Origin of the sequence: Streptomyces sp. NPDC052101 (genome assembly GCF_040680235.1) — a bacterium.
GTDB lineage: Bacteria > Actinomycetota > Actinomycetes > Streptomycetales > Streptomycetaceae > Streptomyces.
The window spans coordinates 78531-103989 of sequence record NZ_JBFAWH010000028.1 but is presented as its reverse complement, the minus strand read 5'-3'; the positions used below and the strand labels follow the sequence as shown (position 1 = coordinate 103989).

Below are 25459 nucleotides of genomic sequence, written 5' to 3'. Positions count from 1 at the left end.
GGCGCATCTTCCGCCGATCCCGGTGCAGCCCGAATCGAATGACGTCAATCGCCGCTGCCGTCCTCACGCTGGAGCGGCAACGCTGAAAGAGCTCAATGAATCAATAGCCGGGCCAAGAGCCCCTGCTATGAGCGGTCTTCGAAGTAGGTCTTGCGCCTGTGGCAGTCCCGGCACAGCACCCACAAGTTCGACAGGTCCCAGGTACCGCCCTTGGCGACAGGGACTAGGTGATCAACCTCCAACTCCTCGCGGCTTCCACAGCGTTGGCAGGTGAAACGGTCCCGGGCCAGGACCAGGGACCGGCGTTTGTGGACGTCGCCAGGCCGGTTGAGGTTTCGCGCTGAGGTCCGCCAACTCCGCTTAGGAGGGGCGTGGTTCTCGCAGCGCCCAGAGCGGACGGTCACGGAAGTGCAGCCCACGGACATGCAGATGGATTTGGCTCGGGGCATCGTGGCTCCCCTCCGTGATGTTGTGAGTCGGCAGGAATCGAACCTGCTCCTCCACCGTGTTCGGGACAGCGGTCCCTACTGAGGCCTGCGTGCACACCTACACCGCGACTCCGGCGCGGAGCGACCGCGCCTTCATCCGCTGCGGGGATCAGCCGCAGCGAACCGATTGAGGGCCCCGGCTGGTTGCTGTTCTGGCAGCCGGGGCCATGGTCTTCCTGGATCTCTACCGAGAAAGGATATTCATTGATTCTGGAAGATCAACAAGAAGAAGGATTCTGTCAGAGATAAATTCATTCACTTCAAGAGGGTTTCTCTGTTCGACCTCGCTTTGCTCGGTCTCACTAAGTATGTAGGTGTTACCCAAGCCGACATGGCCGATCGGGAGACGAAGTGAGATGCACGTCACAATCCCCTGGCCGGGGGCAACCTTGCGCTCAAAAGTTGATGTGCGACGTTGTTGTTGCTACTGTCCGGGGCTGTCCCTGCGATGACCCCTTCCGTTGAAGGTGCGTCGAAGTCCGTGCTCGAAAGGTCGCCCTTCGTGACCAAGCTGCCCTCTGATGCCGAACTCGCTAAGCTCTTTCACCTGGGTGTGACGGACGCCGACATCGCCGAGCAGTACGGGGCGACGGTCCAGGCGGTCAACAAAAGGCTCGTGAGGATGGAGCTGCGTAAGAAGCCCATCGCTGTCCGCGTCAATGAGCTGGTGAAGTCCGTCTGGCCAGACGTCAAGACCTCCCGCAGTGGCCCCAGCCATCACAACGCGTACATCCTCAAAAATCTCAAGGTGTACATGCGTGTGCAGCTGGGCGACACCGTGAGCGAGACGCAGCGACGGGAAGCGGACTGGCTGATTGGCCGTTTGGTGCGTGACGGGGTGGTCATCGACTACGACCCGGCGACAGAAGAGGGCTGGGCGTACGTGCCGCGTGAGTCAACGGACGAACGCAGGATCATCCGCTGGCCGGCAGACAAGGAATTGCCGGAAGCGGACCTTCAGAACGCTATGGAGCTGCCCCTTGGGGGCGGCTACGAGGCCGAGTAGGACCCCTGCTCGGCCACAAAGCAAGTCATCCGATTCCGCGGAGCACTGTGCCCCGGGGTCGTTCACAAGATCAAGGAACCACCGTAGTGCCCCCGTCTTTGCGTCCGCTGTCCGAATCAACCTGGGCGTGGATCCCAGACCGCGCGGGCTACGGGTGGAGTAACTGCGGCCTGGTCGTGTCCGACGACCAGGCCCTTCTCGTCGACACCCAGTTCACGCTGGCAGCCACCCGCGAACTGCTGACTGCCATCACCAGTACCGTCCCGGGCGCGACAATCAGCACCGTCGTCAACAGCCACCAAAACGGGGATCACACCTGGGGGAATCAGCTACTGCCTGATGCGGAGATCATCACCTCGACGGCCTCGGCAGCCCACCTGTGTCGCGAGATGAATCCCACCCAGCTCACGGAGCTGTGCCGAGCGGACCCCTCGACGCCGGTTGTGGCCTACGCGGCCGAGCACTTCGGCGTCTTTGACTTCTCAGGCATTCAGGTCCGCCCCGCGGACCGCACTTTCACGGGCCGCGAGGAAGTGAAGGTCGGCACCACCCTGGTTGAGCTGATCGACCTGGGGCCCGGCCACAGCGAAGGGGACGTCGCCGTACACGTACCCGAGGAAGGCGTCATATTCGCGGGCGATGCTGTCTTTTCCGGCATGCACACGGTGGTGTGGTCCGGATCGCTCAGCGACTATGTCAAGTCGTGCCAAGCCATCCTGGACACCGGAGCGACAGTGATCGTGCCAGGCCATGGCCCCGTACTCGACCGGGCCGGCGTCGCTGAATTCCTCGACCACCTGGTTGGTGTGGCCAACACCGCCACTGCGTGCGCCACGGCAGGCATCCCGCTGGAGGAGGCGGCGCGGCGGGTGAAGGAGCAACATGCAGGGGAGTGGGCACACCCTGAGCGCCTGTTCACTTCAACGGCCGCCGCCTACCAGGACGCGGGAGCGGAGGACGTGCCGCAGGGCACCTTCGCACTGGTTGAAGGCATGGCCGCACTCGCCGCGTAGCGCCATGAGCAAGAGCCGGTTGAGGCACACAGACCTCGACCGGCTCTGTGGCGTGCCACTTACTCGGTGGGCTTAGCCGGGGCGATCATGAGGCGCATGGCCGGGTCAGACATCGGCATGTAGGCCAGAAACGTCACATCGAAGACGCTGTCGCCGTGGCCCGGTAGATATGCCTGCCTGCGCTGCTTGTCGGGATGGTGGTTGGTCGTGAGGTCGTCCTCAAGGATGCGGGCGGCCCAGCGGTCTTTCTTGATCTCTGCGATGACCTCGTTCAGCCGTGGGTGGTCGTGGTTGGCCTTGTGCCGAAGGCGCAGAGCGCTCGCCATGGGTTTGGCCCAGGACTCTTCCCAGTCGATGAGCTGCATCCGGGCCTCGGGATAAGTCAGAGCCCAGATCATGACGTTGACGCCGTTCAGCATCCAGGGCCATTCCTTGCCGGCCTGAGCGTTGAGGACTACGACGTCCCATGCGAAGTCGCTGATGTAGGCGGTCCATTGCTGGAGTTGGACGTGCTCGTTCTCGATGGGGTGGATGGTGCTCTTGTCCGGGCGATAGCGGCTGGGTGGCTCAGCGCCGGTTCCGTACACGTGCAGAGCATGACGCTGCCCCTCGTTCAGGATCAGGGCGCGTACCAGCGTTTCAATCCACTCAGCAGAGGGTGCGCTGCGGCCTGTCTCGAACTGCCGGTACCAGCCTTCGGAGATGCCGGTGAGGACGCTGATCTGAGCCTGAGTGATGCCCAGCTTCGTTGTCGGGCCTGTGAACACGGTCAGTCCGGGGACGTTGTTTCCATTGCAGTTTTCCCGGAGGTGCCGCAGGAGTCGGGAGAAGCGCACGAGGTCAGTCATTCGCGGAAGCACACCTACTTTAGGTAAAGAACAAGTCAAGGATCCGGGGTCCTGGGGTGGCGCCAGCTCTCTTCCGAGAGTGTTCGCACACTTGTTCCTGTAGATCAAAATGGACATATAGGTAAAAAATTCCCGGAAACCGTTAGTCCGACTTCCGGTGGTTCACGTGCCGGTTGGTGGTTGCACCCTAAATGGTCAAGAAATCTTGCGCCGAATCGAGGCAGGATTGGCGCACGGCGCACAGCCATCACAGGCCATCTGACCTGTGATGTTGTTGTGTGCCACGCGTCGGAACGGACCATCTGGCGCTTGCCCGTACTACCCGCTTCGAGGGGGACTAGAATCATGAGCCGCAGCGTTTTCGTCACCGGGGGTAACCGAGGAATCGGCCTCGCGATCGCACGCACGCTCGCAGACGCTGGCGACAAGGTCGCCATCACCTATCGATCCGGCCAGCCCCCGGCTGGTCTGCTCGCCATCAAGTGCGACATCACAGACTCCGACCAAGTCGCGGCTGCGTACAAGCAAATCGAGGCGGAACATGGCCCCGTCGAGGTGCTGGTCTGCAACGCGGGCATCACGCGGGACGGGCTGCTGCTCCGGATGTCGGAGGAGAACTTCGCTGATGTGTTGAGCACCAACCTCACGGCGGCCTACCGACTGGCCAAGCACGCCAGTCGCGGAATGATGCGGGCCCGTGCGGGTCGCCTCATCTTCATCTCCTCCGTCATGGCGATGTCGGGTGAGGCGGGGCAGTCCAACTACACGGCGTCCAAGGCGGGCTTGATCGGGTTCTCTCGGTCACTCGCCCGCGAACTCGCTCCGCGGGGCATCACTTCGAACGTCGTGGCGCCAGGACTCACGGCGACAGATATGACGGCAGCTCTCTCTGAGGACCGCACCAATGAGCTGTGCGAGCAGATCCCGCTCGGTCGGGCCGCGCAGCCGGAAGAAGTCGCTGCTGCCGTGCGCTTCCTGGCCTCGGACGAGGCGGCGTACATCACGGGGGCTGTCATACCTGTTGACGGCGGATTCGGGATGGGGCACTGACCCAACGGTCTGACGCTCGCGACGGCCCGATGCCACCACGGCATCGGGCCCCCTTTCTGCAACAGGTTGATGTGTGACCGCCTCGGGGGGAGGCGTGCAAGCTGTGCCCCCGAGTCATGCGAGGAGGAGAATGCGCATGGCTTTGTCCGGCGGCCTGGCCACAGCCAAGCCGCATCTGGTCCGAAACCTCGTCGACGAGATCGAGCGCGCTCCGATCCGAGAGGCGCCCAGCCATCTGCTTGTCAGCGTCGGCGCCATGGTGTGCAAGATCGCCGCCGTAGGGATCACGTACTACCACCTCGTCGTGAGCGACCAAGCCACAGACGACTGCGAGAAGGACGTTGACGCCACGTTCCAGGAGGAAGGCATCCAGTGCTGGCGGGACTCCGCAATCGAGATTGTCCACATGCCCCGCCCCAACATGTTCTTCCCTGGCAGTACTGAGTCCACCCTGTACGTCATCCACCCGGAGGTAACTCGTTGAGCATTGAGACCCAACCGCGCTCCGTGTCGCAGACCGAGCAGTACGAGAAGTGTGGGTACCGCTTCTACCTCCAGCGTGTGGAGCGGGTCGTGCCGCGGCCTGCCGCATGGAGCCATCACGGCACCGCATTCCACGCCGCTGCCGAAGAGTTCGAACTGTCCGGACAGTCCATGACGGCGGACGATGCGGTAACGCTGTTCTCCGAGCGGTACAGCGCGCTGGTGAACAAGGACCTGGACAAGGAACCGAACACCGACCTCTGGCTGTCTGCCACCGGCACCGGGGGAGAAGACATCGAGCGGCGGTACGCGCTCGGGCAGCAGCAGACGCGGCGGTACGTGGAGTGGGCGGCCGAGAACCCCACCGACACCTACCGCACTCCCGACGGCACTCTTGCCGTGGAGCTGTCCTTCATGGTGGAACTCGGCGGCGTCCGGGTCCGCGGCTTCATCGACCAGCTGGTTCACGAGGCCGACGGCACGGTGCGACCGAGGGACTGGAAGACCGGCTCCATGAAGAGCAAGTTCCAGCTTGAGACCTACGGGGTCGCAGTACGCAAGGTCTACGGCGTCGAGGTCAACAGGGCGGACTGGTACCTCGCCAAGACCGGCCGGCTGTCGAGGCCTCTCGTCCTGGACGGCGTCACCGAAGAAGCGGTAGGCGAACGATTTGCCGCTATGGACGCTGGTGTGAAGCGGGGTGATTTTCCTGCCAACCCCGGTTTCTCCTGCCGCTTTTGTGATGTAGCGCACGCATGTTCATTTAAGAAATAAGTTGATGCGCGAGGTGAACTCGCCTAGTGTTAAAGGAAGAAGGAGAGGGGGGTAGATGTATTCACTAAGTCAGTCGGTGCGAATGAAGGGTGCCGCTGGTGAGCCGATCAGATCCCCCTTCGAGGGGCTGACCAAGCTTGGGGCGGAGTTCCGAAGGGGCGAACTGTCCGTTGTAGCCGCTGCTGGCGGCACCGGAAAATCTGTGGCAGCCATCAATCTGGCTATCCTTAGTAATGTTCCGACGCTGTACTTCTCGGCAGACTCGACCGCCGCAACGCAGCTCTCCAGGGCAACGGCCATCCTTACGGGCGATGACGTTAAGAGCATCAAGGCGAAACTGCACGCGGGCGAGTTCGAGGGGTACAACGATGTGCTGGCGGAGCGCTGGTGGCAGCGGTTCAACTACTCGGCGCGGCCCACGCCGGCCGAGATAGAGCTCCAACTTGAGGCGTTCTACGAGGTATTCAACATCTACCCGCACCTCGTCGTGGTGGACAACATCACCAACGTCGAAGCGGGCGGTACCTCAAATGCCGACGAATTCACTTTCTCTCTGGAGGGGTTGTGCGACTACCTCAATGAACTTGCCCGTGAAACACACGCACACGTTATGGCTATGCATCACGTCGTCGGCGAATATTCGGACGGCCTCAAGCCGATCCCGCAATCTGGTCTCAAGGGGAAGATCAGCAGAGTGCCAGCCCTCATTCTGACCATCCACAAGGAGATCGACGGTATGGACGGCCGCACCCTGCACATCAGCCCCGTCAAGAACCGCGAAGGATTCGAAGACAGCAGCGGCGAGACCTATGCCTCCTTCAGCTTCAACACCACCAACATGCGACTGGAGGACGTCGCGCTCGGCGCCGTCTTCTGAAGCAGCACCACAAAGTTGATGTGCGATGTCCAGCCTGGGGTTCTACGTGAAAGAGAATGCAGTGATCACCACCCGCACCCGCGAGTCCAGCCGACGTCCCAAGGGCTTCAGCATCTCCATGGACCTGTCCGGCAACCTCACTGAACGCTTTCCACTCGACGCAGACGAACGCGCCAGGCTCACCGAGCCTGTGGCTCTGCTGGTCGAACTCGGCGACGTGATCACCGCTGCCAACGCCCGCCAACTCGCCCGTGAACTCCGCGGCCGAGGCCAGTTGCAGGCCATCGTCACCCGGCGCGGAAGAGGGGGCCAGCAGCTCGTCAAGGTCATGGCCGTCGACACGCTGTGCGCCTACGCGGCGGACTGCGACCAGACCGGCCGGCTCATCCACCTTGAACGTACCCTCCGGAAAGCTGCGTGACCGGCCCGCGCAAGGGCTTCCGGCGCTGCGTGCGCTGCGAAAGGAACCGCGCCGAGCGATTCTTCACACCACGCGGCAGGATCTGTGAGGCGTGTACGAGAGCCGCACGGAGCGCCGCCAGCCATGAGGCCCGCGTTCGCTCCACCTACGGCCTGGGGCCCGGAGAGTACGACCTCCTGTTCCGCCTTCAGGAAGGCCGCTGTGCCATCTGCGGCGGAACCCGGCGACAGCGCCTCTCGGTTGATCACTGTCACAAAACGCAACTCGTCCGAGGACTGCTATGCCGCATGTGCAACGGCCGACTCCTCACGGCAGCCAGAGACCAGCCCCGTGTTCTCCGTGCGGCGGCCCAGTACCTCGATGACCCGCCCGCCCCGCGCCTCATGGGTCGGCGTTACTACCAAGGCAAGGACAAGTGACACCGAAGAGCTATGGCAGGCCCATCACCACCTACCGCGAGTGGCGCGGCAACAAAGCCTTCATGGAGGCCTCCTACCGCAAATACGACTTCCCGATCCATACCCAAAAAGTTGAACCGCGAGGCGATGGTGAGCGAGCAGAAGGCCGCTAAGCCACCCATCGCCACAGTCCTCGCCCACTACTTCCCAGAGTGGCGACCGCCGCGTCCGACTGACACAGGGGCTTGGAGTAGATGCCTATGCCCGTTCCATGCCGAGCGCACCCCCTCAGCAAGCATCAACTACACCAAGAACAAGGTCCATTGCTTCGCCTGTGACCTCTCCTTGGACTCGATCGACATCATCATGCGACAGGAGAAGACGGGGTTTGTCGAAGCTACACGACTCGCAGAAAGCCGATTTGGTCACGGCGGCCAAGCGCTACGCGGCCAACTACCAGGGCAGTCCGGCGGACCGGTACATGGCACACCGCGGCCTCGGCGGCGTAGCGAAGCTCCGCCTCGGCTACGTTTCGGATCCAGCCGTAGGCCATGAACTCCACCGCGGGCGCCTGGCGATCCCGTACTGGCGCCCCGCCGCCGGTATCCACTCTGTGGCAACCATCCGTTTCCGCTGCATCGCTGATGCGTGCGTGAAGGCGCCGGACGGTTCCTACCTGCTGTCACATCAGGAGAAACACGACGGTCATGGCAAATACATAGGGCTGCCCGGCCACCCGCCCCGCCTCTTCAACACGAGGGCTCTCCTCACCAGTAGGCCCTACATCGCCTTGAACGAGGGGGAGTTGGACAGTGTGGCGGTCGAGGGATCCGACGTTCCTTCCGTAGGAACTCCTGGTGTGTCGAGCTGGCGCGACCACTTCGACCCGGCATTCGCGGGCTTCGAAGTTGTCTTCGTACTTGGCGATGGAGACGACGCCGGCCGTCGCTTCGCAGCCAAGATCTGCGAGCGCCTACCCAACGCCAAGGCTGTCGACCTGGGCGACGGCTACGACGCAAACCGATTCATCCACGAGTTCGGGCCCAAAAGGTTCCGAGAAAGGCTGGGCCTCTGATGGCGCGATTCAAGGTCGACGACGAAGTTGTCGTGGTCGGCGCATCGGGACACGTGGCGAGCTGGCTCTACGAGGACAAACGCGGCGTCATCCAAGCCGTCCACGAGGGCCAGCCGTACCCGAACGACGTGAAGCTGCACGCCGGTGGAGCCCTGTGCTTTACCGACGATGAGCTGATGCTCGCAGTTGAGTCCAACCCGGGGCGGCGCCTCCTCAGCGAAACCAAGGGCTTGTCACTCGGTGTCGACCCCTACAAGGCGCAGAAAGTCATGAAGGCCGCATTCAAGCCCGTGAACGAATTTGATTCGCGTAGTGAATTGGTGAACAGCCCGAGTCACTACACGACGGGCCAATACGAAGTAATAGAAACTATCGAGGACTCGCTGTCGGAGGAAGCCTTCCGTGGTTACCTCCTCGGGAACATGACCAAGTACCTACTTCGCTGCCAGCACAAGCATGCCGATGGCGGCGTTCAGGACCTTAAGAAGCTCATCTGGTACGCCAGCAAGTTCATAGAGAAGCAGGGGGAGCGATGAGCGTACGTCAAATCTGTCACGCGAATGAAGCCTGTGACATCGACCTCGCTAAGGAGGAGATGTGTAAATGGTGCCAAGGCTGGATGGATGCTGCGGATCACTACGACTGCGGTGGTGACGCTTGCTTCCCGAATGTCTGTGAGATGTGCAAGACCTACCAAGAAGGACTCAAGAATGCGACAGAGCGCATCTATGACCTTCTCTGGGAAAAAGGGAAGGTGACAGGCTGCGTGAAGGAGCGTGGCGTGTTCGTGGAAGCAGTTATTCGGGGGAGTTGGTAAGAGATGAATGATCAGACCGTAGTCGTCTGCCCGGACTCACAGAATCCGAAGCATGATCCCGTGGCGTTGAAGGCGATCGTGGAGTTCATTGCCGACATCCAGCCCACTGGAGTAATCCACATCGGGGACGCGCTCGACTTCGAGGGACCAGCCCGCTGGACAAAGGACACTCGCAAGGAATATGCGGGCAACGTTGAGCAGGAAGCCGAAGGCTTTACTCGCGAGTTCATCGAGTCAGTACGAGCCGTCCACGACGGGTTCTTCGGAATCCATGAGGGCAACCACGACCTTCGTCCTCGTCAGTATCTGGAGAAGTATGCCCCGGCTTTGGCTGACAGCAAGTTCTTCAACCTGGAGAACCTGTGCCGATTCGAGGACTACGGCGTTCGGCGGCTTCCGGACTTCTACGAGGTGTTCCCAGATGTGATCACCACACATGGTCACCTCGGCCGTATCCGGCTGGCCCAGGTCGCAGGCATGACGGCCCTTAATGCTGCCAAGCGCTTCACGAAGTCGGTCGTGATGGGGCACACGCACCGAGCCGCGGCGATCCCGCACACCCTCGGTATCGGGGCACCCAAGACTATCTGGGGAGTTGAGGTTGGACACATTATGGACGAGTCCTGTGCCGACTACCTCAAGGGCTCCCCCGGCGACTGGCAGAAGGCGTTCGGAGTTCTCCACTACAGCAAGAGTGGGAACTTCCTCCCGGAAATTGTCTACATGGACAGTAATAACGAGTTCGAGTTCGGCGGTTACCGCTACCTACAGGAGGGCGTGAATGTCTGAGCCCGTCAATCTGGACTGGGCCTATCTCTCGGCCCTAGCGGAGCGAGTCGCCTACAACATCGCGCAGAAGTGGAGCATCGTTGAACAGGACGACGTGAAGCAGGAGATCCTGCTTCACGCTTACGAACACCGGCCTACCATCGAGGCCCACTATGCCAACGAAGACTTCCTCTGGAAGATCTTCAGCAAGGCCGGCACCCAGTACGCCAGCAAGGAACGCAACTACCGCGACCTCCTGGACGACGCGTACTACTACACCCCCGACGAGGCCAAGGCCGCGCTGCGGACGTTCCTCTACACCGACGACGAACTGAGTCACATGGTGGGCAAGAAGGACGACCTCCTACAGGCCCGTGTTACCGACACCATTGTGTCCGCACGTATCGATGCCTCGGTCTCCATGAAGAAGCTGCCCGAGCGATACCAGCAGCTCCTCATGCGGCGTCATGTCTACGGCCTTCCCGTCCCCGACCAAGCCGACCGACAGGCACTCAGCCGCGCCGCTGTCGCTCTTGCCCAGCAGATGAACCGGACCCTGCGCACCCGTAGGAACGCCGCGTGATCGAGACGGTGAAAACCTTCGACCGCTATGACCCAGAGGAGCGCTCGACTGCGCGTCTCAAGGTCGTGTACGACGACGAACCGGACTCGTACACCTACGTCGGGCACCTCGACATTCATGGGGACCTGGTCGAGATGAACCTCCACCCCCGAGAGGTGGCCGCACTGCTCGACATCCTCAACTCTGCCTATGGAGGCCAGATTCATGCTGCATGACGACCCGTTCGCCGACGTGTCCCCCTGGGACGAGCCCACCACCTCTGCCGAGAACACCAACCCCACCGAGGAGAAGCCCGTGACCTCTGCCAACCCCGCCCCCTTTAAGCTCGGCATCACTCTCAAGGCCGCCTCTAGTTTTGAGGCCGAATGGATCACCGGAAGTGTTCATGGGGGCACTGCCGACGAGACCGCCAAGCGTTATGTCGAGCTGGTGCGTGCACTGAAGGGTCACGGCGCCATCGAACTCACTGCGCAGGCAGCCCAGTACACCCGCGATCAGTACAAGGGTGGGCCCGGCTCCACTCCCAAGCGGTTCGAGAACGGCAAGGTCGTCGCCTCGAACACCGGCAGCGGCGACTACACCTGTGACCACGGTCAGCGTGTATTCAAGGACAACGGACCGGACTCCTGGGCTGTCTACTTCTGCGCTGGTCGCCACCTTCCCAAGCCTCAGCAGTGCCCCCCGCTCTGGCGGCAGAAGGACGGAACCTTCCGGGCGAAGTAATGAATTAACTCTGCCCAGAAAGTTGATGTGCGATGTGGAGGCCGCCTCGTCGGCCCCCACGAGTAAGGAGGACTCACATCCGGGTCATTGACTACCCGATCAAGGGGCAACCGGTCCGCATCCACGCGGTGGAGACCGAAGACGACCTTCCCGACTTCCACTCGTTCATCCTGGCCAACCAGCAACTCCTAGCCCACGACTGCGAGACCACGGGCTTGGATTGGTGGAACGCCAACCTCGGCTTCCGGGCCCGTCTCTGGCAGTTCGGCAACGATCAGGAGGCGTTCGTCGTCCCCGTCGAGAAGGGACGCGCGTTCCGCAACGCGGTCCGCTGGGCGCTCAAGACCGCGCACCGGCTCATCGCGCAGAACGGCACCTTCGACCTGCACGTTGCAGAAGGCTGCCTTGGCATCCCGATGGAAGAGCTTGCTCCCAAGAGCTGGGACACGAAGCTGTTCGCCCACCTCGTCGACCCTCGGGCCGTCAAGGAAGGCGGCCCTGGTCTCAAGCTCGAAGAGCTGACCAAGCACTACATCTGCCCAGTAGTGGCCGATGAGGTCAAGGGCTCTATGACAGCCATCGCCAAGGAACTCGGGGTCAAGAAGGACGACGTATGGCCGGTCATCCCGATCGACCACCACGGCTACAACCTGTACGCGGGTATGGACCCCATCCTCGCCTTCCGGCTCTTCAAGATCCTCAAGGCGAAGGTTCCGGTGCGCAGCCGGAAGAAAGGGCTCATCCCGTGGGAGCACCGGCTCGCCCACATTACGGCGAAGATCGAGCGCACGGGCTACCTCCTTGATGGGGCGTACGCGCAGGCCAAGTCGGAGGAACTGTACGAGCAGCAGCTCAAGTGGGAAGAGGTCGCCCGCCGAGAAGGTGTCGACAACGTCAACGCGAACGCGCAGATCATCGCCGCCCTCCAGGAGCGCGGCATCAAGCTCACGAAGACGACCAAGAAGGGGAATATATCCGTCGATGATGAGGTGCTGTCCGCGGTCGGCATCCCGCTGACCGAGGCCATCGTCCAGGCCAAGAAGGCGAAGAAGTGGAAGGCCACCTGGTTCGACCGGGCCCTCAAGGGCCAGGACGCGGAAGGCCGGGTCCGGGCAAGCATCAACTCCTGCCAGGCCAGAACAGCCCGTATGACGATCTCGGGGGCGGTGCCAGCGCAGACCCTCCCCGCGGGGGACTCCGCTGTTCGGCACTGCTTTCTCGCGGAGCCGGGGCACGTCACCGTCTCCTCCGACTACGGAAACATGGAGCTGCGCGTGCTGGCTGCCTTCAGCGGCGACCCGACGATGCTCGATGCGTTCCACCGCGGCTTGGACCTTCACCAGATCACCGCTGACGCGGCCGGCGTCGACCGAAAGGCCGGCAAGGGCACCAACTTCACCGTCTGCTTCGGAGGCGGCTGGAAGGCCATCGTCGAGCAGTACGGCGTCTCGGAGACCGAGGCGAAGAAGGCCGTCAAGGCGTTCTGGGAGACCTATCCCGGCGTGAAGCGCCTGGCTGAGCGACTCCAGCGCGAGGCCAGACGCACTGGCTACATCTACACCGGCACCGGCCGACGCATCCCCGTAGACCGGGGTCGGATCTACGCCGCCCTCAACTACTTCATCCAGTCCACGAGTCGTGACATCACGGCCCGAGCTCTGATTGAGCTCGATCGCCACCAGTACACCGAGTTCGTCCGCCTCCCGATTCATGACGAGCTGATCTTTTCCTTCCCTAGGGAGCGAGCAGCGGAGCTGGCCGAGAAGACGGCTCGAATCATGGAAATGACGGTCAAGGGCCTCCTCGTCCCCGTTGACGCCGAGATCGGCGAGCAGTCATGGGGGAGCGTCCTCGACCTCGAAGCAAGCAAGCACTAAGGAATGAATTGACCAACGCTGATGGGTTTGACGAGCTGATCTCCGGCATCGAGACGGAGATGAGTCAGGCTCTAATCGAGAAGGGCGGTACGGCCGTTGTCACCCTGGCCCGCATCGCTGGTGTCATCTACACGGAAGCGATAGCGGCTGGTGTCCCCCACGTCTTGGCTCAGGAGATGGCTACGGACTACTGGGTGAAGGAGATGCACCCCCAAGAAGTACTCCTCGCTGACGACCCCGACAGCGAATAACCCCGTCAGACACGCCGCTGAACAACTGACCACATGCGAAGAGGCCTCCTCGGGCGAGGGGGCCTCTTCCTGCTTACAGGTACTCAACTATGAACCGCGATACTGACGTTCACACGCAAGAAGACTGCATGGACGCCTTCTGGCAGGTTGTTGCCGAGCTGACCATCAAGTACGCCGACCAGCTCTGCGAGGACTAGGCCGCCAGCCCTTGATCCGTCTGCTCCGGCTTCGGCGGCGGCGGGACCCACATGGGCCAGATCGTGCACTTGGTCTCGACCTTCCGACCACGATGCACTCGTATCTCCCGCACCAGAGTCTTGATCAACCTTCGCTGATCGGCCACGTCGGCCACCTCCAGCAGCTTCATGGCCACTGCAAAGTCCTCAACCTTCGGCCTTGGCGTGATCACCGGAGCACCCTTGACCCTCTTCTTGAGGATCGTCTGCTCCTCCTTGAGCCGGAACTTCTCACTGTCGTATTCCGCTCGGCGACGACGAGCCGCTTCGTCCGAGATCAGCTTGTCCAGAACGGCATCTGTCAGCCTGTCTTCCTTCTCCCGCAGCTCTGTGAGCTCCCTCGTGATCTGATCCAACCGGATCGTCTCCTCGGTCGCTTTCTCCTTGATCTGCTGGACCTGGAGCTGAGCCACACGGGCCAGCACGCTCTCAGCGCCCTCGGGGTCGTCCTCGACTCGCTGCTTTAGCCAGTCCTTCACGGCCGTCATTACCGTCGCCAAGGAGACGTAGACGCCCCCGCCAGGGCAGTCCTTGAACTTCATTTGCCGCGTGCACCGGAACAGTACGTCGAAGGGGTCGGGCTTCCCATCCTTCCAAGGCCGCTGGACCTTCTTGGCTCGAAGCATGGCGTGCATGTTGTTACCGCAGCCCGAGCACGTGAGCGCACCCGACACCTCGTACTTGGCTGAGTGATCGTGCGCCTTGTCGTCGTTCTGCTTCCCCTTGAGGCGACGTGCCACATAGGCGTCCCATACCTGCTCGCAGTAGACCGGGTCATCCCAGATGGCCTGGTGCTTGCCTCGGTAGTAGAGGTACGAGGTGATGTCCCTGTGCGCACTCTTGCGCTTCTTCCTCGTTGTTCCGTCCTCGCGGGTGACCACCTCGTGGAGTTCCTCCGGCAGCGTGTACCGGACATAGCCCAGGCCAAAGCCGGAATCCAAGATCGAGTAAAGATCTCCCGCATCGATCTCCCGGCCCGTCCAGTGGACGACCCCTTTGCTGCGGAGCCACAGGACCATCGACCGTGCCGACTTCCCGTCGATGGCATCGAGGTAGAGCTGCCCGTAGACGGGATTCGTGACGTTGTCGCGCTTGAGGATGCCGTCCTTGCAGTTCGGGCACTTGTCCATCGGTTCTCCCGGCTTCGGCGGCGGGCAAGTATCGCAGCGGTAGTAGCCGAACTTTCCTCGGCCGGCCGAACCGTGGGGGAGTCCGTGGTTCTTCCGACGCTCGATGGTCGCCTTCCACATGTCCGACTTCTGGTTGGACTCCAGCTCGGCAATGTTGAGCATCTGGGCGATGGCGAACCGGCCGATCGTCGTCTTGCCGTCGAAATCCTCGTGCGCTGCTCGGACTTCGACGCCGTAGGCCAGAAGATCGTCAAGATGTTGCAGTGACTCGCGCAGGTTGCGGCCGAAGCGGGACCAGATCCAGAGGATCAGGACGTCGAATTCCTTGTTTCGGGCCATCTCCTTGATCTCGGAGATCTTCCGGTCCTCGAACTCTCGGCCTGACTCCCCGAGGTCCATGATTGGCTCAACGATGACTTCGATGTCATTCGCGTCTGCGAGCTTCATGCCGTGGCCGACCTGGAGTTCCGGGCTGATCATGTCCGCCCGAGCTTGAGATACGCGGACGTAGATGATGCCGCGCTTCTTGCGCCGGAAGGTGGCAGGAACGCCGTCGTCCGCAGTGGGACGCAAACGTATCGGTGCAGGTGCGGGGGCCATGATGCTCACGCCTTTCAACTCTACGGGCAGTGAACATCCGTCAATAAACCGGGGCATATGGAGACCCGCGACAGTGCGGACCCCTAGTGATGCACGCCCGGTGCGACGAAGGACGCGCCGAACATCGCGACCACATGCTGGGCGCCCAGGCCCACCGTGCGGGGCCAGGAGAGCCGTTCATCGGGGCGTACCACCGCTCCGGGCGCGGGCGTGCGCCCGTCACCGTGCAGTTTCCAGCGCACGCCGAGGTCCATGGTGGGGTTTCGCTTTCTTACGTACGTGAAGAGGTCTGCACCATTGTCACGGCTGCACCCCATTGTCACGGCTGCACCTCAGCCAGGCCTCCAGGACCCGGAAGGGGTCTCTGAGCGCTCGCTTAGGATGAATCATCAACCACAGCGACGTTGAGGAGTCCCTCCCGTGACCGCCGAAGCCCCGACAGCCCCCGTCGTCTCGCACGGCCGGCTGATCCCCGTCATCGTGCACTTCGACGACCTCGACGCGCTCGGACTCCTGCACAACGCCCGCTACCCGCTGATGGTCGAGCGCGCCTGGACCGAGCTGTGGAACGAGCACGGCGTCCGCTTCGACGGCGACTGGCACGCGGCCGGCGACGCCTGCAACGCGGTCCGCGAACTGAGCATCAGCTACGAGGCGCCGGTGACCAGCCCCGGCACCTACGCCGTCCACCTCTGGCTGGAACGGCTCGGCACCACCGGACTGACCTACGGCTTCCGGTTCTGCTCCGCGGACGGGACGCAGACCTACGCCCGGGGCACCCGGGTGCTGGTCCGGCTCGACGCCACGACCATGCGCCCGGCGCCCTGGTCCGACGCCTTCAGGGCCGTGGGCCGGGAACTGCTCCGGCCGGCCGGCTGAACTCGGGCCGGCCGACCCGCCCGGCCGTGCGCAGCACACCCGCGAACACCGCGAGCCCGCAGGCCAGCGCCGTCACGACACAGAACGACACCACCAGGCTCGTCGCCTGGGCCACCCCGCCGATCAGGCTCGGCGCGACCAGCCCCGAGGTGTAGGTGATCGTCGCCACGCCCGCTATGGCCTGACTGGGATTCGGCCCGGCATGCCCGGCCGCCGCGAAGCACAGCGGTACGACCACCGCGATACCGAGCCCCATCAGCGCGAACCCGCCCATCGCCGGCGCCGGATGCCCGGCGAGGACGATCAGCACCCCGCCCAGCGCGGCGAGGATGCCGCCGGTCCGGACGGTGCGGATCGCGCCGAACCGGTTCACCACCGCGTCCCCGGCGATCCGCGCCACCGCCATCGTCAGCATGAATCCGGTGGTGCAGGCCGCCGCGACACCGGCCGAGCTGTCCAGCCGGTCCCGTAGGAACACCGCCGACCAGTCCAGGCTCGCGCCCTCCGCGAACACCGCGCAGAAGCCGACCGTGCCGATCAGCAGCGCCGAGCGCGGCGGCAGCGTGAACCGCGGCGGCGGCTCCTCGTCCGCCGCGGGCTGCAGGTCCAGCACCCAGGTGCAGGCCACCAGCCCGAGCACGGTGAGCACGGCCGAGGCGAGCACGAAGTGCAGCCGGGCGTCCGTGCCGAGGTGCGCGGCGAGCGTGCCGGCCGCCGAACCGGTCAGGGCGCCCGCGCTCCACATGCCGTGCAGCCCCGACATGATCGACCTGCCGAGCAGCCGCTCGACCTCGACGCCGAGGGCGTTCATCGCCACGTCGGACATGCCCGCGCTCGCGCCGTAGGCGAAGATCGCCAGGCACAGGGTGTACAGGTTCGGCGCCAGGGACGGCAGCACCAGGGAGAGCGTCCACAGCGCGAGCAGCCCGCGCAGGGCCGTGCGACTGCCGAAGCGGTGGCTGATCCAGCCCGCCAGCGGCATCGCGCACGAGGCGCCGAACGCCCCGAAGGCCAGCGCGAACCCCAACTGGCCCGCGCTCAGCGAGGCGTGTTCCCGGATCCACGGCACCCGGGTGGCGAAGGAGCCGGTCACGGCGCCGTGCACGGCGAACACGGCCGCCACGGCGTACCGGGCGCGCCTGACCTCCTCACGAGCACAGCCCACCTCACCCATGTTCCGGTCCCTCCCCACAGGTCGTCCTCTCGGCTCGCGGCGTAAACTATCAGGGACCCTGCCTGATAGATAGACGGTTTTACGGCCGCCGTCCCGCGCGCGTCGATCTGCGAGGATTCCCGTCATGCCCGCATCACCCAGCACCGCCCGGGCCATCAACGACCGCCTGGCCCTTCGCCTGTTGCAGCAGGAAGGCCCGCTCACGGCAGGGCAGTTGAAGCAGCACACGGGTCTGTCCCGGCCGACGGTCGCCGACCTCGTGGAACGGCTCAGCGCCGCCGGACTGATCACCGTGGTCGGCGAGTCCGGCGAGCAGCGCCGGGGCCCCAACGCCCGGCTGTACGGCATCGTCGCCGACCGGGCCCGTCTGGCCGCGCTCGACGTCCGCACCGGCGGTGTCGTCGTCCTGGTCTCCGACCTGCTCGGGCGGGTGCTCGCCGAGGCGTCCGTGCCGATCGGCGGGGACACCGGGACCGGACCCGCCGTGGAGCAGGCGGTGGCCGCGGTGGAGCGGACCCTGAAGGAGGCCGGGGCGACGGGGGCGCCCCCGCGCGACAGCGTTCGGGCATGGGGGAGGCTGCACACCGTCGGCATCGGCGCGCCGGGCCTCGTCGACCCGGCCACCGGAGACCTCCGTGACTCCGGCGGACTGCCCGAGTGGCACCGCAGCCTGGCCGCCGCCCTGCAGGAACGGCTGCCCGGGGCCCGCGTCACCGTGGAGAACGAGACCAACCTCGCCGCCCTGGCCGAACAGCGCGAGGGCGCCGCCCGGGACCGCGACACCTTCGTCCTGCTCTGGCTCGGGCACGGCGTCGGTGCGGCGGTCGTCCTCGACGGCACGCTGCGCCGGGGCGCCTCGGGCGGCACCGGCGAGATCGGCTTCCTGCCGGTCCCGGGCACCGGCTCGCTTCCCTCGGCGAGGGACTGCGACGGCGGCTTCCACTCGCTGGCGGGGGCGGCGGCGATCGGTGCCCTGGCGGCGGAGTGCGGCCTGCCGGTCCCGGCCGCGATGGACGGGCCGGCCGCGGCGCTGGTGGTGCGCAAGGCCGTGGCGGCGACGGCGGGGGAGGGCCGTACGGACACGGCTGCCTCCGGTACCGAACGCCCGGCCGACCGCTTCCTGTACGCCCTCGCCGACCGGATCGCGGTCGGCGCCGCCTCCGTGGTGGCCGTACTCGATCCCGGCTGTGTGGTGCTCGGCGGGGAAGCCGGGCAGGCCGGCGGCCCGGTGCTCGCGGGGCTCGTCGAGGACCGGCTTCGCCGGATGTCGCCGCTGCTCACTCAGGTGCGGGCGAGCACCCTCGGCGGTACGGCGGTGCTGCGCGGGGCCCTGCTGACCGCCCGGGACCGCGCCCAGGACGACCTCTTCACACCCCCGGACCGGAACTGACGGCCTGCCGGCCCCGGCCGTCCGCCAGGAGCCGGCCGGGCCATACCCCGCACCGGAACCGGCAGCGCGTCACCCCCTCAGCCGGCCGGTACCCCCGGCTCGGGGACGGCCGGCAACCGGCGCCGGCCATGGCCGCGGCCGGCGCCGCGGAGGCGCTCCCGTCCGCGGATGTCCGCCAGCCCCAGGACACGGATCAGCAGCCGGAAGGCCTTGAGCCACTCACGGCCCGGCGCCGGGCCGGCCACTTTGCCGAGCCGGATGCCGATCAGGTTGCTGGACCCGAGGACCGACGGGTTGTGCGGCACTGCCGATCGCGCCTCGGGGCCGAGGTCCTGGAACCAGGCGATCCTCTCGGCAACGGCCTTACCCCTGGGTGAGTTCGCTGCGCGGCCCCGCGTGCCCTCCGGCAACGGCCGTAGGCTCGGGGCGAGTTCGTCGAGCAGCGCTGCGTGCCGTGCGCCCCGTCTCCCTCCCGTCCCGTCAGTCGCCGAAGCGCCGGCCCAGGTACTCCTCGAACGTCGTCTTGCCCACCGCCTGTTCCGGTGTCAGCAGTCCGCCCGCGCGGCAGGCGCGATAGGCGCTGCCGAACAGCGGTACCTGTGCCACGGCCCGGCGCCGGCCGGTCGCGCGGAGGTAGGCGCGGGCCAGGGAGTCGAGGGACCGTACTTCGGGGCCGCCCATGTCCGCCACCCGTCCGGCCGGAGCGGCGAGCGCCAAGTCGGCCAGGCGGTCCGCGACTTCACCGACCTCCACCGGCTGGTCCGGGACCCCGGCCGGGACCAGCATGACGGGCGGCTTGGCCAGCCCGCCCAGGATCGTGACCAGCAGGTCGTGGAACTGGGTCGTGCGCAGGACGGTCCAGCCGAGCCCCGAGGCCTCGATCAGGCGCTCCACGGCCAGCTTGGTCTTGTAGTAGCCGAGCGGCACCCGGTCGACGCCGACGATGGAGATGTACACCAGATGGCCCACTCCGGCCCGCCGGGCGGCCGCGATCAGATGCCCGGCCGCCTACTCGTCCCCGCCCCGCGTGCCGCTCGCGCAGTGCACCACGGTCTCGACGCCGGCCAGCGCGGCGTCCAGCCCGCTCCCGCCCATGCGCAGATCGACGGCGTACGGCTGCGTGTGCCGGCTGAGCACCCGCACCTCGTGCCCGTCCGCCCGCAGCCGCTCCGTCACCCGCCGGCCGAGCGTGCCGGTACCGCCGGTCACCAGGATCGTGGTCATGCCGGTCCCGTCCCTTCGGACTCCGTGTGCCCCCGATCGGAGCACCCTCACCCGCTGAGACAGCGCAGAGCGCGGAAATGTGACATGCCGGCCGGCCCGGCCGCGACGGCACCGGCCTGGCGGTCCGGCGGCGGGCAAGGGCCGTCGTCACCGCCACCGGACCCGTCCGCACCCTAAAAGGACTAGACCAGTGTGGTCAATGGGTCCGGACCAAGGGCAACCCGCCCTGGTCGTACGGCAGTTGTACGCCATGACTGCTCCGCGCAAGACCGGCGACACGCGCTGTGAGGGAGCCCACACCCGCCGTCTGTCTGTACGTCCACTCGGCGTGGCACACTGGCCCTGTACCAGAAGCAGCGCACTCCGGGGTCGGTGAAAGTCCGAACCGGCGGTTACAGTCCGCGACCCGGTCGCTTCCAGCGGCCGGTTGACCAGGTGAAATTCCTGGACCGACGGTTAAAGTCCGGATGGGAGGCAGTGCGCGGCGAGCGGGCACGTCTCCGTGCGCGCCGTCGTATCTGGGCTCGTCCGTACGCGGACGGGTCCTTGTCGGCGTCGCCCCGGTGTGCTCACTCGTCCATTCTGTCGTCATCGACAGGCCCCGGAGTCCGTGCCCGAATGAGGCAGGAGGACCCGGGAAGTGTTCACCGGAATCGTCGAAGAGCTGGGTGAGGTCACCGCCGTCGAGAACCTCGGCGACGCCTCCCGCTTCAAGCTCCGTGGCCCCGTCGTGACCGAGGGCGCCCAGCACGGCGACTCCATCGCCGTGAACGGCGTCTGTCTCACCGTCGTGGAGCACGAGGGCGACGAGTTCACCGCCGACGTCATGGCCGAGACCCTGAACCGCTCCAGCCTCGGCGCGCTCACCGTCGGCTCCCGCGTCAACCTGGAGCGCCCCATGGCCGTGGGCGCGCGCCTCGGCGGGCACATCGTGCAGGGCCATGTCGACGGCACCGGCGAGGTGCTGGAGCGCAAGCCCTCCGAGAACTGGGAGATCGTGAAGGTCTCCCTCCCCGCCGACCTCGCCCGCTACGTGGTCGAGAAGGGCTCCATCACCGTCGACGGCATCAGCCTCACCGTGGTCGAGGCGGGCCCGGACTACTTCACGGTCAGCCTCATCCCGACCACCCTCGACCTGACCACGCTCGGCCACAAGCAGCCCGGCGACCCGGTCAACCTCGAGGTCGACGTCGTCGCCAAGTACGTCGAGCGCCTCCTCGGCGACCGCGCCCGCGGAGCGGGCAAGTGAACTGGCTGAACTCCGAGGCCTTCACCCTCTTCGGCCAGCGCATCATCTGGTCGGACATGGTCGGCAACATCCTCGGCCTGATCACCCTCGCCCTCGGCTGGCGCCGCTCCCTTCTGACCTGGCCCGTGCAGTTCCTCTCCGGCCTCGTCCTCTTCGCCGCCTTCTACGGCCATCTGACCGGCAGCGCCGGCAAGCAGGTCGTCGTCATGGTCGTCGCCCTGTACGGCTGGTGGCAGTGGCAGAGCAGCAAGGGCCGGTCCGCGGACGGCCATATCGCCCCCCGGTTCGCCACCTGGCGCGAGCGCGCGGCGATGCTCGGCGCGGCCGCCGCCGGCACGGTCGCGGTGGCCCTGCTCTTCACGGCCTACCCGTCCCTGTCCTGGGACCCCTGGCCCGACGCGTACATCTTCGTCGGCACCATCGTCGCCATGTACGCCCAGGCCAAGGGCATGGTCGAGTTCTGGATCGCCTGGCTGCTCGTCGACCTCGTGGGCGTCCCTCTCAACTTCGCCAATGGCTACGCCTTCTCCGGTTTCGTCTACGTCATCTACGGCGCACTCGTCCTGTGGGGCATGCGCGACTGGTGGCTGCGCTCCCGCCGGGACCCGCAGCCCGTCCTGGAAGGAGCCCCGGCATGACCTCGGCACCGCCTCTGTACGACACGGTCACCATCGAGAGCTTCGGGCTCGACCCCATAGAGCAGGCCATCGCCGACATCGCGGCCGGCCGCCCGGTCGTCGTCGTGGACGACGAGGACCGGGAGAACGAGGGCGACCTCGTCGTCGCCGCCGAGAAGGCGACCCCCGAGATCGTCGCCTTCATGATGAGCGAGTGCCGCGGACTCATCTGCGCCCCCATGGAGGGCGAGGAACTCGACCGGCTGCGGCTGCCGCAGATGGTCGAGGACAACACCGAGTCGATGAAGACCGCGTTCACCGTGTCCGTCGACGCCTCCGCGGCGCACGGGGTGAGCACCGGCATCTCCGCCGCCGACCGCGCCACCACGCTCCAGCTGCTGGCGGGCGGCACGGCGGAGCCGACGGACTTCGTCCGCCCCGGCCATGTCTTCCCGCTGCGGGCCAAGCCCGGCGGTGTCCTCGTCCGCAACGGCCACACCGAGGCCGCCGTGGACCTCGCCCGGCTCGCCGGGCTCCGCCCGGCCGGCGCCATTGTCGAGATCGCCGGCGAGGACGGCCGGATGCTCCGCCTGCCCGAGCTGATCCCGTTCGCCCGCAAGCACGGGCTGACGATCGTCTCCATCGAGGACCTGATCGCCTACCGCCGCAGCAGCGAGCCCACCGTCCGCCGCGAGGCCGAGACCCGACTGCCCACCAAGCACGGCACGTTCACCGCCTACGGCTACCGCTCCACCGTCGACGGCGTCGAGCATGTCGCCCTGGTCCACGGCGAGATCGGCGACGGCGAGGACGTCCTGGTCCGCGTCCACTCCGAATGCCTCACCGGCGACGTCTTCGGCTCCCTGCGCTGCGACTGCGGCCCCCAGCTGGACACCGCCCTGGAGCGCATCCAGGAGGAGGGCCGGGGCGTGGTCGTCTATCTGCGCGGCCATGAGGGCCGGGGCGTCGGCCTGCTGTCCAAGCTCAGGGCGTACGAACTCCAGGAGCAGGGCCGCGACACCCTCGACGCCAACCTCGAACTCGGCCTGCCCGCCGACGCCCGCGACTACGGCGCCGGCGCGCGGATCCTCGCCGACCTCGGCGTGCGCAGCGTCCGGCTGATGACCAACAACCCCGACAAGACCGACGCGCTGCTGCGCCACGGCCTGAGGGTCACCGGCCGAGAGCCGATGCCGATCGAGGCCGGCGAGCACAATCTCCGGTACCTGCGCACCAAGCGCGACCGGATGGGACACGACCTGCCCTGGCTGGACACGCCCGCCGTGGCAGCCTGTGGCAACCAGTAAGCAAGGCACGGAGAGGAAACACGTGAGCGGCAAGGGTGCACCGGAGCTGTCCGTACGCAACGCGAGCGACCTCAGGGTCGCCGTCATCGCGGCGCAGTGGCACGAGAAGGTGATGGACGGTCTGGTGAACGGCGCCCTGCGCGCCCTGCACGAGCTGGGGATCGACGAGCCGACCCTGATCCGGGTCCCCGGCAGCTTCGAACTGCCGGTCGCCGCCAAGGTGCTGGCCGGGCGCGGCTACGACGCCGTGGTCGCCCTCGGTGTGGTCATCCGCGGCGGCACCCCGCACTTCGACTACGTGTGCCAGGGCGTCACCCAGGGCCTCACCCAGGTCAGCATCGAGACCGGCGTCCCCGTCGGCTTCGGCGTGCTCACCTGCGACACCGAGGAGCAGGCCCTGGACCGGGCCGGCCTGGAGGGCTCGAACGAGGACAAGGGGCACGAGGCGGTGACCGCCGCGGTCGCGACCGCCGCCACGCTCCGCTCAGTATCTGAACCCTGGCACTGAGGCACGGGCCGGAGCGCGTAGGGTGAGGACCACCATGTCCAAGAAGACGTTCGAGGAGCTGTTCACCGAGCTCCAGCAGAAGGCCGCCCACGGCGACCCGGCCACCTCCCGCACGGCAGAGCTGGTCGGCAAGGGCGTCCATGCCATCGGCAAGAAGGTCGTCGAAGAGGCCGCCGAGGTCTGGATGGCCGCCGAGTACGAGGGCAAGGAGGCGGCCGCCGAGGAGATCTCCCAGCTGCTGTACCACGTCCAGGTGATGATGGTCGCCCGCGGGATCTCCCTCGACGACGTCTACGCCCACCTGTAAGCCGCCCCCGCCGTAACAGCCGTAGAAACCCCTTCACGCAAAGGAAGCCGACCTCATGCTGCGCATCGCCGTCCCCAACAAGGGTTCACTGTCCGGCCCTGCGGCGGACATGCTGCATGAGGCCGGCTACCAGCAGCGCCGCGAGTCCAAGGAGCTGCGGATCGTCGACCCGGAGAACCAGGTCGAGTTCTTCTACCTCCGTCCCCGCGACATCGCGATCTACGTCGCCTCCGGCCGCCTCGACATGGGCATCACCGGCCGCGACCTGCTGATCGACTCCGGCGCCGACGCCGAGGAGATCCTGCCGCTCGGCTTCGCCCGCTCCACGTTCCGCTTCGCCGCCAAGCCGAACACCGCGAACGGCATCCAGGACCTCAAGGGCAAGACGGTCGCCACCTCCTACGAGGGCATCGTCGCGGGCCACCTCGCCGACAGCGGCATCGACGCCTCCGTCGTCCACCTGGACGGCGCCGTGGAGACCGCGATCGAGCTGGGCGTCGCCGAGGTCATCGCCGACGTCGTGGAGACCGGCACCAGCCTGCGCAACGCCGGCCTGGAGGTCTTCGGCGAGCCGATCATGAAGTCCGAGGCGGTCGTCATCCGCCGCACCGGCGCGGACACCGAGGAACCGAAGGTCCAGCAGTTCCTCCGCCGCCTCCAGGGCGTCCTGGTCGCCCGGACGTACGTGATGATGGACTACGACTGCCGCGTCGAGCAGCTGGAGAAGGCCGTCGCGCTCACCCCCGGCCTGGAGTCCCCGACGGTCTCCCCGCTGCACAACGAGGGCTGGGTCGCGGTCCGTGCCATGGTTCCCGCCAAGGAGGCGCAGAGGATCATGGACGACCTGTACGCCATCGGCGCCCGCGCCATCCTCACCACGGCCATCCACGCCTGCCGCCTGTAAGGGACACGCACCGAGATGTCCGACACGCCCTCCCTTCCCGTCACCTTCCGGCCGGGCCACACCCGGGCCATCCTGCTCACCGCCGGTGCCGCGATCTTCCTGACCATCTCCGGGATCGCGCTGCTGCTGGAGCAGCTCAGCCCCGGCGAGCAGGCGAGCTTCGTCGTCACCGGGGCGCTGATCTTCTGGGTGCTGGCCCAGCTGGCCCGGGTCAAGGTCGTCGCCGACGAGTCCGGTGTCACCGTGGTGAACATCGCCAGCAGGCGGCGCCTGGACTGGGCGGAGATCCTCCAGGTGAACCTCCGTCCGGGTGACCCCTGGGTGTTCCTCAACCTCAGCGACGGCACCAGCCTGCCCGCCCTCGGCATCCAGCCGGGCCTCGCCAGGCAGCGCGCCATCGCCGACGCGCAGGCCCTGCGGGCCCTCGCCGAAGCCCGCGCGACCGCCCGTCCGGCGGAAGATCAGGGCTGACCCGGGGGCAG

The 25459-nt window shown here is 65.9% G+C and carries 32 protein-coding genes, 4 pseudogenes and 1 riboswitch; of the genes and pseudogenes, 29 read left to right on the top strand and 7 right to left on the bottom strand.

Annotation, left to right across the window (positions count from 1 at the left end; all coding sequences use genetic code 11):
- A pseudogene (locus AB0L75_RS34760) lies at positions 1–86 on the top strand (IS5/IS1182 family transposase); the annotation flags it as partial.
- Positions 87–125: 39 nt separating this feature from the next.
- On the opposite strand, the gene AB0L75_RS34755 reads toward AB0L75_RS34760, so the two are convergent.
- A complete protein-coding gene (locus tag AB0L75_RS34755; RefSeq protein WP_365189261.1) occupies positions 126–425 on the bottom strand; it encodes an HNH endonuclease signature motif containing protein in 300 nt (99 codons plus the stop codon).
- A 565-nt stretch (positions 426–990) separates the two neighbouring features.
- Here AB0L75_RS34755 and AB0L75_RS34750 point away from each other — a divergent pair.
- Both AB0L75_RS34750 and AB0L75_RS34745 read left to right on the top strand, forming a co-directional pair.
- Positions 991–1494: a hypothetical protein gene (locus tag AB0L75_RS34750; protein WP_365189250.1), complete on the top strand. Its 504-nt coding sequence runs from the start codon at positions 991–993 to the stop codon at positions 1492–1494.
- Between the two features lie 47 nt (positions 1495–1541).
- Positions 1542–2507 carry an MBL fold metallo-hydrolase gene (locus AB0L75_RS34745; protein WP_365189247.1) on the top strand — a complete coding sequence of 322 codons (966 nt, stop codon included), beginning with the start codon at positions 1542–1544 and terminating at the stop codon, positions 2505–2507.
- A 59-nt stretch (positions 2508–2566) separates the two neighbouring features.
- Here the strand turns inward: AB0L75_RS34745 and AB0L75_RS34740 are convergent, their stop codons facing one another.
- Positions 2567–3355: a helix-turn-helix domain-containing protein gene (locus tag AB0L75_RS34740; protein WP_365189245.1), complete on the bottom strand. Its 789-nt coding sequence runs from the start codon at positions 3353–3355 to the stop codon at positions 2567–2569.
- A gap of 345 nt (positions 3356–3700) precedes the next feature.
- On the opposite strand from AB0L75_RS34740, the gene fabG reads away from it, so the two are divergent.
- The 17 genes and pseudogenes from fabG (at position 3701) to AB0L75_RS34655 (ending at position 13452) form a co-directional block, all read left to right on the top strand.
- Positions 3701–4405 carry a 3-oxoacyl-ACP reductase FabG gene (gene fabG / locus AB0L75_RS34735; RefSeq protein ID WP_365189242.1) on the top strand — a complete coding sequence of 235 codons (705 nt, stop codon included), beginning with the start codon at positions 3701–3703 and terminating at the stop codon, positions 4403–4405.
- 136 nt (positions 4406–4541) lie between these two features.
- The gene (locus tag AB0L75_RS34730; RefSeq protein ID WP_365189239.1) at positions 4542–4889 is read left to right on the top strand and encodes a hypothetical protein; all 348 of its coding nucleotides are present in this window, start codon (positions 4542–4544) and stop codon (positions 4887–4889) included.
- A complete protein-coding gene (locus tag AB0L75_RS34725; protein ID WP_365189237.1) occupies positions 4886–5662 on the top strand; it encodes a PD-(D/E)XK nuclease family protein in 777 nt (258 codons plus the stop codon). Before AB0L75_RS34730 ends, AB0L75_RS34725 begins: the two co-directional genes overlap by 4 nt.
- Before the next feature lie 55 nt (positions 5663–5717).
- Positions 5718–6539, top strand: a complete 822-nt coding sequence (locus AB0L75_RS34720) for an AAA family ATPase (protein ID WP_365189235.1) — start codon at positions 5718–5720, stop codon at positions 6537–6539.
- 25 nt (positions 6540–6564) lie between these two features.
- Complete coding sequence (locus tag AB0L75_RS34715) at positions 6565–6960, top strand: hypothetical protein (RefSeq protein ID WP_365189232.1); 396 nt, start codon at positions 6565–6567, stop codon at positions 6958–6960.
- Complete coding sequence (locus AB0L75_RS34710; protein ID WP_365189229.1) at positions 6957–7379, top strand: endonuclease VII domain-containing protein; 423 nt, start codon at positions 6957–6959, stop codon at positions 7377–7379. Before AB0L75_RS34715 ends, AB0L75_RS34710 begins: the two co-directional genes overlap by 4 nt.
- A complete protein-coding gene (locus tag AB0L75_RS34705; RefSeq protein WP_365189266.1) occupies positions 7376–7531 on the top strand; it encodes a hypothetical protein in 156 nt (51 codons plus the stop codon). The genes AB0L75_RS34710 and AB0L75_RS34705 overlap by 4 nt, the downstream gene beginning before the upstream one ends.
- Positions 7506–7718, top strand: a pseudogene (locus AB0L75_RS34700) (CHC2 zinc finger domain-containing protein); the annotation flags it as partial. The gene AB0L75_RS34705 and the pseudogene AB0L75_RS34700, both read left to right, overlap by 26 nt.
- 28 nt (positions 7719–7746) lie before the next feature.
- Positions 7747–8433 carry a topoisomerase gene (locus tag AB0L75_RS34695; protein ID WP_365189264.1) on the top strand — a complete coding sequence of 229 codons (687 nt, stop codon included), beginning with the start codon at positions 7747–7749 and terminating at the stop codon, positions 8431–8433.
- Positions 8433–8969 (top strand): DUF3310 domain-containing protein, encoded by a 537-nt coding sequence (locus tag AB0L75_RS34690; RefSeq protein ID WP_365189227.1) that lies wholly within the window; start codon positions 8433–8435, stop codon positions 8967–8969. Before AB0L75_RS34695 ends, AB0L75_RS34690 begins: the two co-directional genes overlap by 1 nt.
- Positions 8966–9250: a hypothetical protein gene (locus AB0L75_RS34685; protein WP_365189225.1), complete on the top strand. Its 285-nt coding sequence runs from the start codon at positions 8966–8968 to the stop codon at positions 9248–9250. Before AB0L75_RS34690 ends, AB0L75_RS34685 begins: the two co-directional genes overlap by 4 nt.
- 3 nt (positions 9251–9253) lie before the next feature.
- Complete coding sequence (locus AB0L75_RS34680) at positions 9254–10039, top strand: metallophosphoesterase (RefSeq protein ID WP_365189223.1); 786 nt, start codon at positions 9254–9256, stop codon at positions 10037–10039.
- Entirely contained in the window at positions 10032–10601 is a 570-nt protein-coding gene (locus tag AB0L75_RS34675) for a hypothetical protein (RefSeq protein ID WP_365189220.1), read from the top strand. Before AB0L75_RS34680 ends, AB0L75_RS34675 begins: the two co-directional genes overlap by 8 nt.
- Positions 10598–10816, top strand: a complete 219-nt coding sequence (locus tag AB0L75_RS34670; RefSeq protein ID WP_365189217.1) for a hypothetical protein — start codon at positions 10598–10600, stop codon at positions 10814–10816. The genes AB0L75_RS34675 and AB0L75_RS34670 overlap by 4 nt, the downstream gene beginning before the upstream one ends.
- Complete coding sequence (locus AB0L75_RS34665) at positions 10806–11324, top strand: hypothetical protein (RefSeq protein ID WP_365189214.1); 519 nt, start codon at positions 10806–10808, stop codon at positions 11322–11324. The genes AB0L75_RS34670 and AB0L75_RS34665 overlap by 11 nt, the downstream gene beginning before the upstream one ends.
- Positions 11325–11452: 128 nt before the next feature.
- A complete protein-coding gene (locus AB0L75_RS34660; protein ID WP_365189212.1) occupies positions 11453–13201 on the top strand; it encodes a DNA polymerase in 1749 nt (582 codons plus the stop codon).
- An 8-nt stretch (positions 13202–13209) separates the two neighbouring features.
- Positions 13210–13452: a hypothetical protein gene (locus tag AB0L75_RS34655; RefSeq protein ID WP_365189210.1), complete on the top strand. Its 243-nt coding sequence runs from the start codon at positions 13210–13212 to the stop codon at positions 13450–13452.
- Between the two features lie 193 nt (positions 13453–13645).
- On the opposite strand, the gene AB0L75_RS34650 is transcribed toward AB0L75_RS34655, so the two are convergent.
- Together AB0L75_RS34650 and AB0L75_RS34645 are read right to left on the bottom strand one after the other, a co-directional pair.
- Complete coding sequence (locus AB0L75_RS34650) at positions 13646–15418, bottom strand: recombinase family protein (RefSeq protein WP_365189258.1); 1773 nt, start codon at positions 15416–15418, stop codon at positions 13646–13648.
- A 98-nt stretch (positions 15419–15516) separates the two neighbouring features.
- Positions 15517–15672: pseudogene (locus AB0L75_RS34645) on the bottom strand (nitrate reductase); the annotation flags it as partial.
- A gap of 166 nt (positions 15673–15838) precedes the next feature.
- Between AB0L75_RS34645 and AB0L75_RS34640 the strand changes: the two are divergent.
- Positions 15839–16297, top strand: coding sequence for a thioesterase family protein (locus AB0L75_RS34640; protein ID WP_365189208.1), 459 nt, complete (start codon positions 15839–15841; stop codon positions 16295–16297).
- Here AB0L75_RS34640 and AB0L75_RS34635 read toward each other — a convergent pair.
- Positions 16257–17471 carry an MFS transporter gene (locus AB0L75_RS34635; RefSeq protein ID WP_365189206.1) on the bottom strand — a complete coding sequence of 405 codons (1215 nt, stop codon included), beginning with the start codon at positions 17469–17471 and terminating at the stop codon, positions 16257–16259. The two genes, AB0L75_RS34640 and AB0L75_RS34635, sit on opposite strands and share 41 nt — an antisense overlap.
- A 124-nt stretch (positions 17472–17595) precedes the next feature.
- On the opposite strand from AB0L75_RS34635, the gene AB0L75_RS34630 reads away from it, so the two are divergent.
- Positions 17596–18861 (top strand): ROK family transcriptional regulator, encoded by a 1266-nt coding sequence (locus AB0L75_RS34630; RefSeq protein WP_365189203.1) that lies wholly within the window; start codon positions 17596–17598, stop codon positions 18859–18861.
- Positions 18862–18938: 77 nt separating this feature from the next.
- Here the strand turns inward: AB0L75_RS34630 and AB0L75_RS34625 are convergent, their stop codons facing one another.
- Entirely contained in the window at positions 18939–19166 is a 228-nt protein-coding gene (locus tag AB0L75_RS34625; RefSeq protein ID WP_365189201.1) for a hypothetical protein, read from the bottom strand.
- A gap of 175 nt (positions 19167–19341) precedes the next feature.
- Positions 19342–20085 (bottom strand): annotated as a pseudogene (locus AB0L75_RS34620) (NAD(P)H-binding protein).
- A 354-nt stretch (positions 20086–20439) separates the two neighbouring features.
- Positions 20440–20570: riboswitch (FMN riboswitch) on the top strand.
- A 155-nt stretch (positions 20571–20725) separates the two neighbouring features.
- Here AB0L75_RS34620 and AB0L75_RS34615 point away from each other — a divergent pair.
- Genes AB0L75_RS34615 through AB0L75_RS34585 form a run of 7 tightly spaced genes read left to right on the top strand, consistent with a single transcriptional unit; the run spans position 20726 to position 25448 of the window.
- Positions 20726–21334: a riboflavin synthase gene (locus AB0L75_RS34615; RefSeq protein WP_365189199.1), complete on the top strand. Its 609-nt coding sequence runs from the start codon at positions 20726–20728 to the stop codon at positions 21332–21334.
- Positions 21331–21972, top strand: coding sequence for a nicotinamide mononucleotide transporter family protein (locus AB0L75_RS34610; protein WP_365189197.1), 642 nt, complete (start codon positions 21331–21333; stop codon positions 21970–21972). Before AB0L75_RS34615 ends, AB0L75_RS34610 begins: the two co-directional genes overlap by 4 nt.
- Positions 21969–23258 (top strand): bifunctional 3,4-dihydroxy-2-butanone-4-phosphate synthase/GTP cyclohydrolase II, encoded by a 1290-nt coding sequence (locus tag AB0L75_RS34605; RefSeq protein WP_365189194.1) that lies wholly within the window; start codon positions 21969–21971, stop codon positions 23256–23258. The genes AB0L75_RS34610 and AB0L75_RS34605 overlap by 4 nt, the downstream gene beginning before the upstream one ends.
- Before the next feature lie 22 nt (positions 23259–23280).
- Positions 23281–23766, top strand: a complete 486-nt coding sequence (ribH, locus tag AB0L75_RS34600; RefSeq protein WP_208901990.1) for a 6,7-dimethyl-8-ribityllumazine synthase — start codon at positions 23281–23283, stop codon at positions 23764–23766.
- Positions 23767–23800: 34 nt separating this feature from the next.
- On the top strand, positions 23801–24073 hold the full coding sequence (locus tag AB0L75_RS34595; RefSeq protein WP_023552153.1) for a phosphoribosyl-ATP diphosphatase: 273 nt from the start codon (positions 23801–23803) through the stop codon (positions 24071–24073).
- Positions 24074–24128: 55 nt separating this feature from the next.
- Positions 24129–24977 (top strand): ATP phosphoribosyltransferase, encoded by an 849-nt coding sequence (gene hisG / locus AB0L75_RS34590; RefSeq protein WP_365189191.1) that lies wholly within the window; start codon positions 24129–24131, stop codon positions 24975–24977.
- 15 nt (positions 24978–24992) lie between these two features.
- Positions 24993–25448, top strand: coding sequence for a PH domain-containing protein (locus AB0L75_RS34585; protein ID WP_365189189.1), 456 nt, complete (start codon positions 24993–24995; stop codon positions 25446–25448).
- The last annotated feature ends 11 nt before the right edge of the window (positions 25449–25459 follow it).

Coding starts and splice junctions, on each gene's coding strand:
- fabG (WP_365189242.1), top strand. CDS start 3,701: ATGAGCCGCAGCGTTTTCGTCACCGGGGGTAACCGAGGAATCGGCCTC.
- AB0L75_RS34675 (WP_365189220.1), top strand. CDS start 10,032: ATGTCTGAGCCCGTCAATCTGGACTGGGCCTATCTCTCGGCCCTAGCG.
- AB0L75_RS34755 (WP_365189261.1), bottom strand. CDS start 425: ATGTCCGTGGGCTGCACTTCCGTGACCGTCCGCTCTGGGCGCTGCGAG.
- AB0L75_RS34665 (WP_365189214.1), top strand. CDS start 10,806: ATGCTGCATGACGACCCGTTCGCCGACGTGTCCCCCTGGGACGAGCCC.
- AB0L75_RS34730 (WP_365189239.1), top strand. CDS start 4,542: ATGGCTTTGTCCGGCGGCCTGGCCACAGCCAAGCCGCATCTGGTCCGA.
- AB0L75_RS34740 (WP_365189245.1), bottom strand. CDS start 3,355: ATGACTGACCTCGTGCGCTTCTCCCGACTCCTGCGGCACCTCCGGGAA.
- AB0L75_RS34585 (WP_365189189.1), top strand. CDS start 24,993: ATGTCCGACACGCCCTCCCTTCCCGTCACCTTCCGGCCGGGCCACACC.
- AB0L75_RS34685 (WP_365189225.1), top strand. CDS start 8,966: ATGAGCGTACGTCAAATCTGTCACGCGAATGAAGCCTGTGACATCGAC.
- AB0L75_RS34690 (WP_365189227.1), top strand. CDS start 8,433: ATGGCGCGATTCAAGGTCGACGACGAAGTTGTCGTGGTCGGCGCATCG.
- AB0L75_RS34720 (WP_365189235.1), top strand. CDS start 5,718: ATGTATTCACTAAGTCAGTCGGTGCGAATGAAGGGTGCCGCTGGTGAG.
- AB0L75_RS34595 (WP_023552153.1), top strand. CDS start 23,801: ATGTCCAAGAAGACGTTCGAGGAGCTGTTCACCGAGCTCCAGCAGAAG.
- AB0L75_RS34680 (WP_365189223.1), top strand. CDS start 9,254: ATGAATGATCAGACCGTAGTCGTCTGCCCGGACTCACAGAATCCGAAG.
- AB0L75_RS34635 (WP_365189206.1), bottom strand. CDS start 17,471: ATGGGTGAGGTGGGCTGTGCTCGTGAGGAGGTCAGGCGCGCCCGGTAC.
- AB0L75_RS34715 (WP_365189232.1), top strand. CDS start 6,565: ATGTCCAGCCTGGGGTTCTACGTGAAAGAGAATGCAGTGATCACCACC.
- AB0L75_RS34630 (WP_365189203.1), top strand. CDS start 17,596: ATGCCCGCATCACCCAGCACCGCCCGGGCCATCAACGACCGCCTGGCC.
- AB0L75_RS34605 (WP_365189194.1), top strand. CDS start 21,969: ATGACCTCGGCACCGCCTCTGTACGACACGGTCACCATCGAGAGCTTC.
- AB0L75_RS34650 (WP_365189258.1), bottom strand. CDS start 15,418: ATGGCCCCCGCACCTGCACCGATACGTTTGCGTCCCACTGCGGACGAC.
- hisG (WP_365189191.1), top strand. CDS start 24,129: ATGCTGCGCATCGCCGTCCCCAACAAGGGTTCACTGTCCGGCCCTGCG.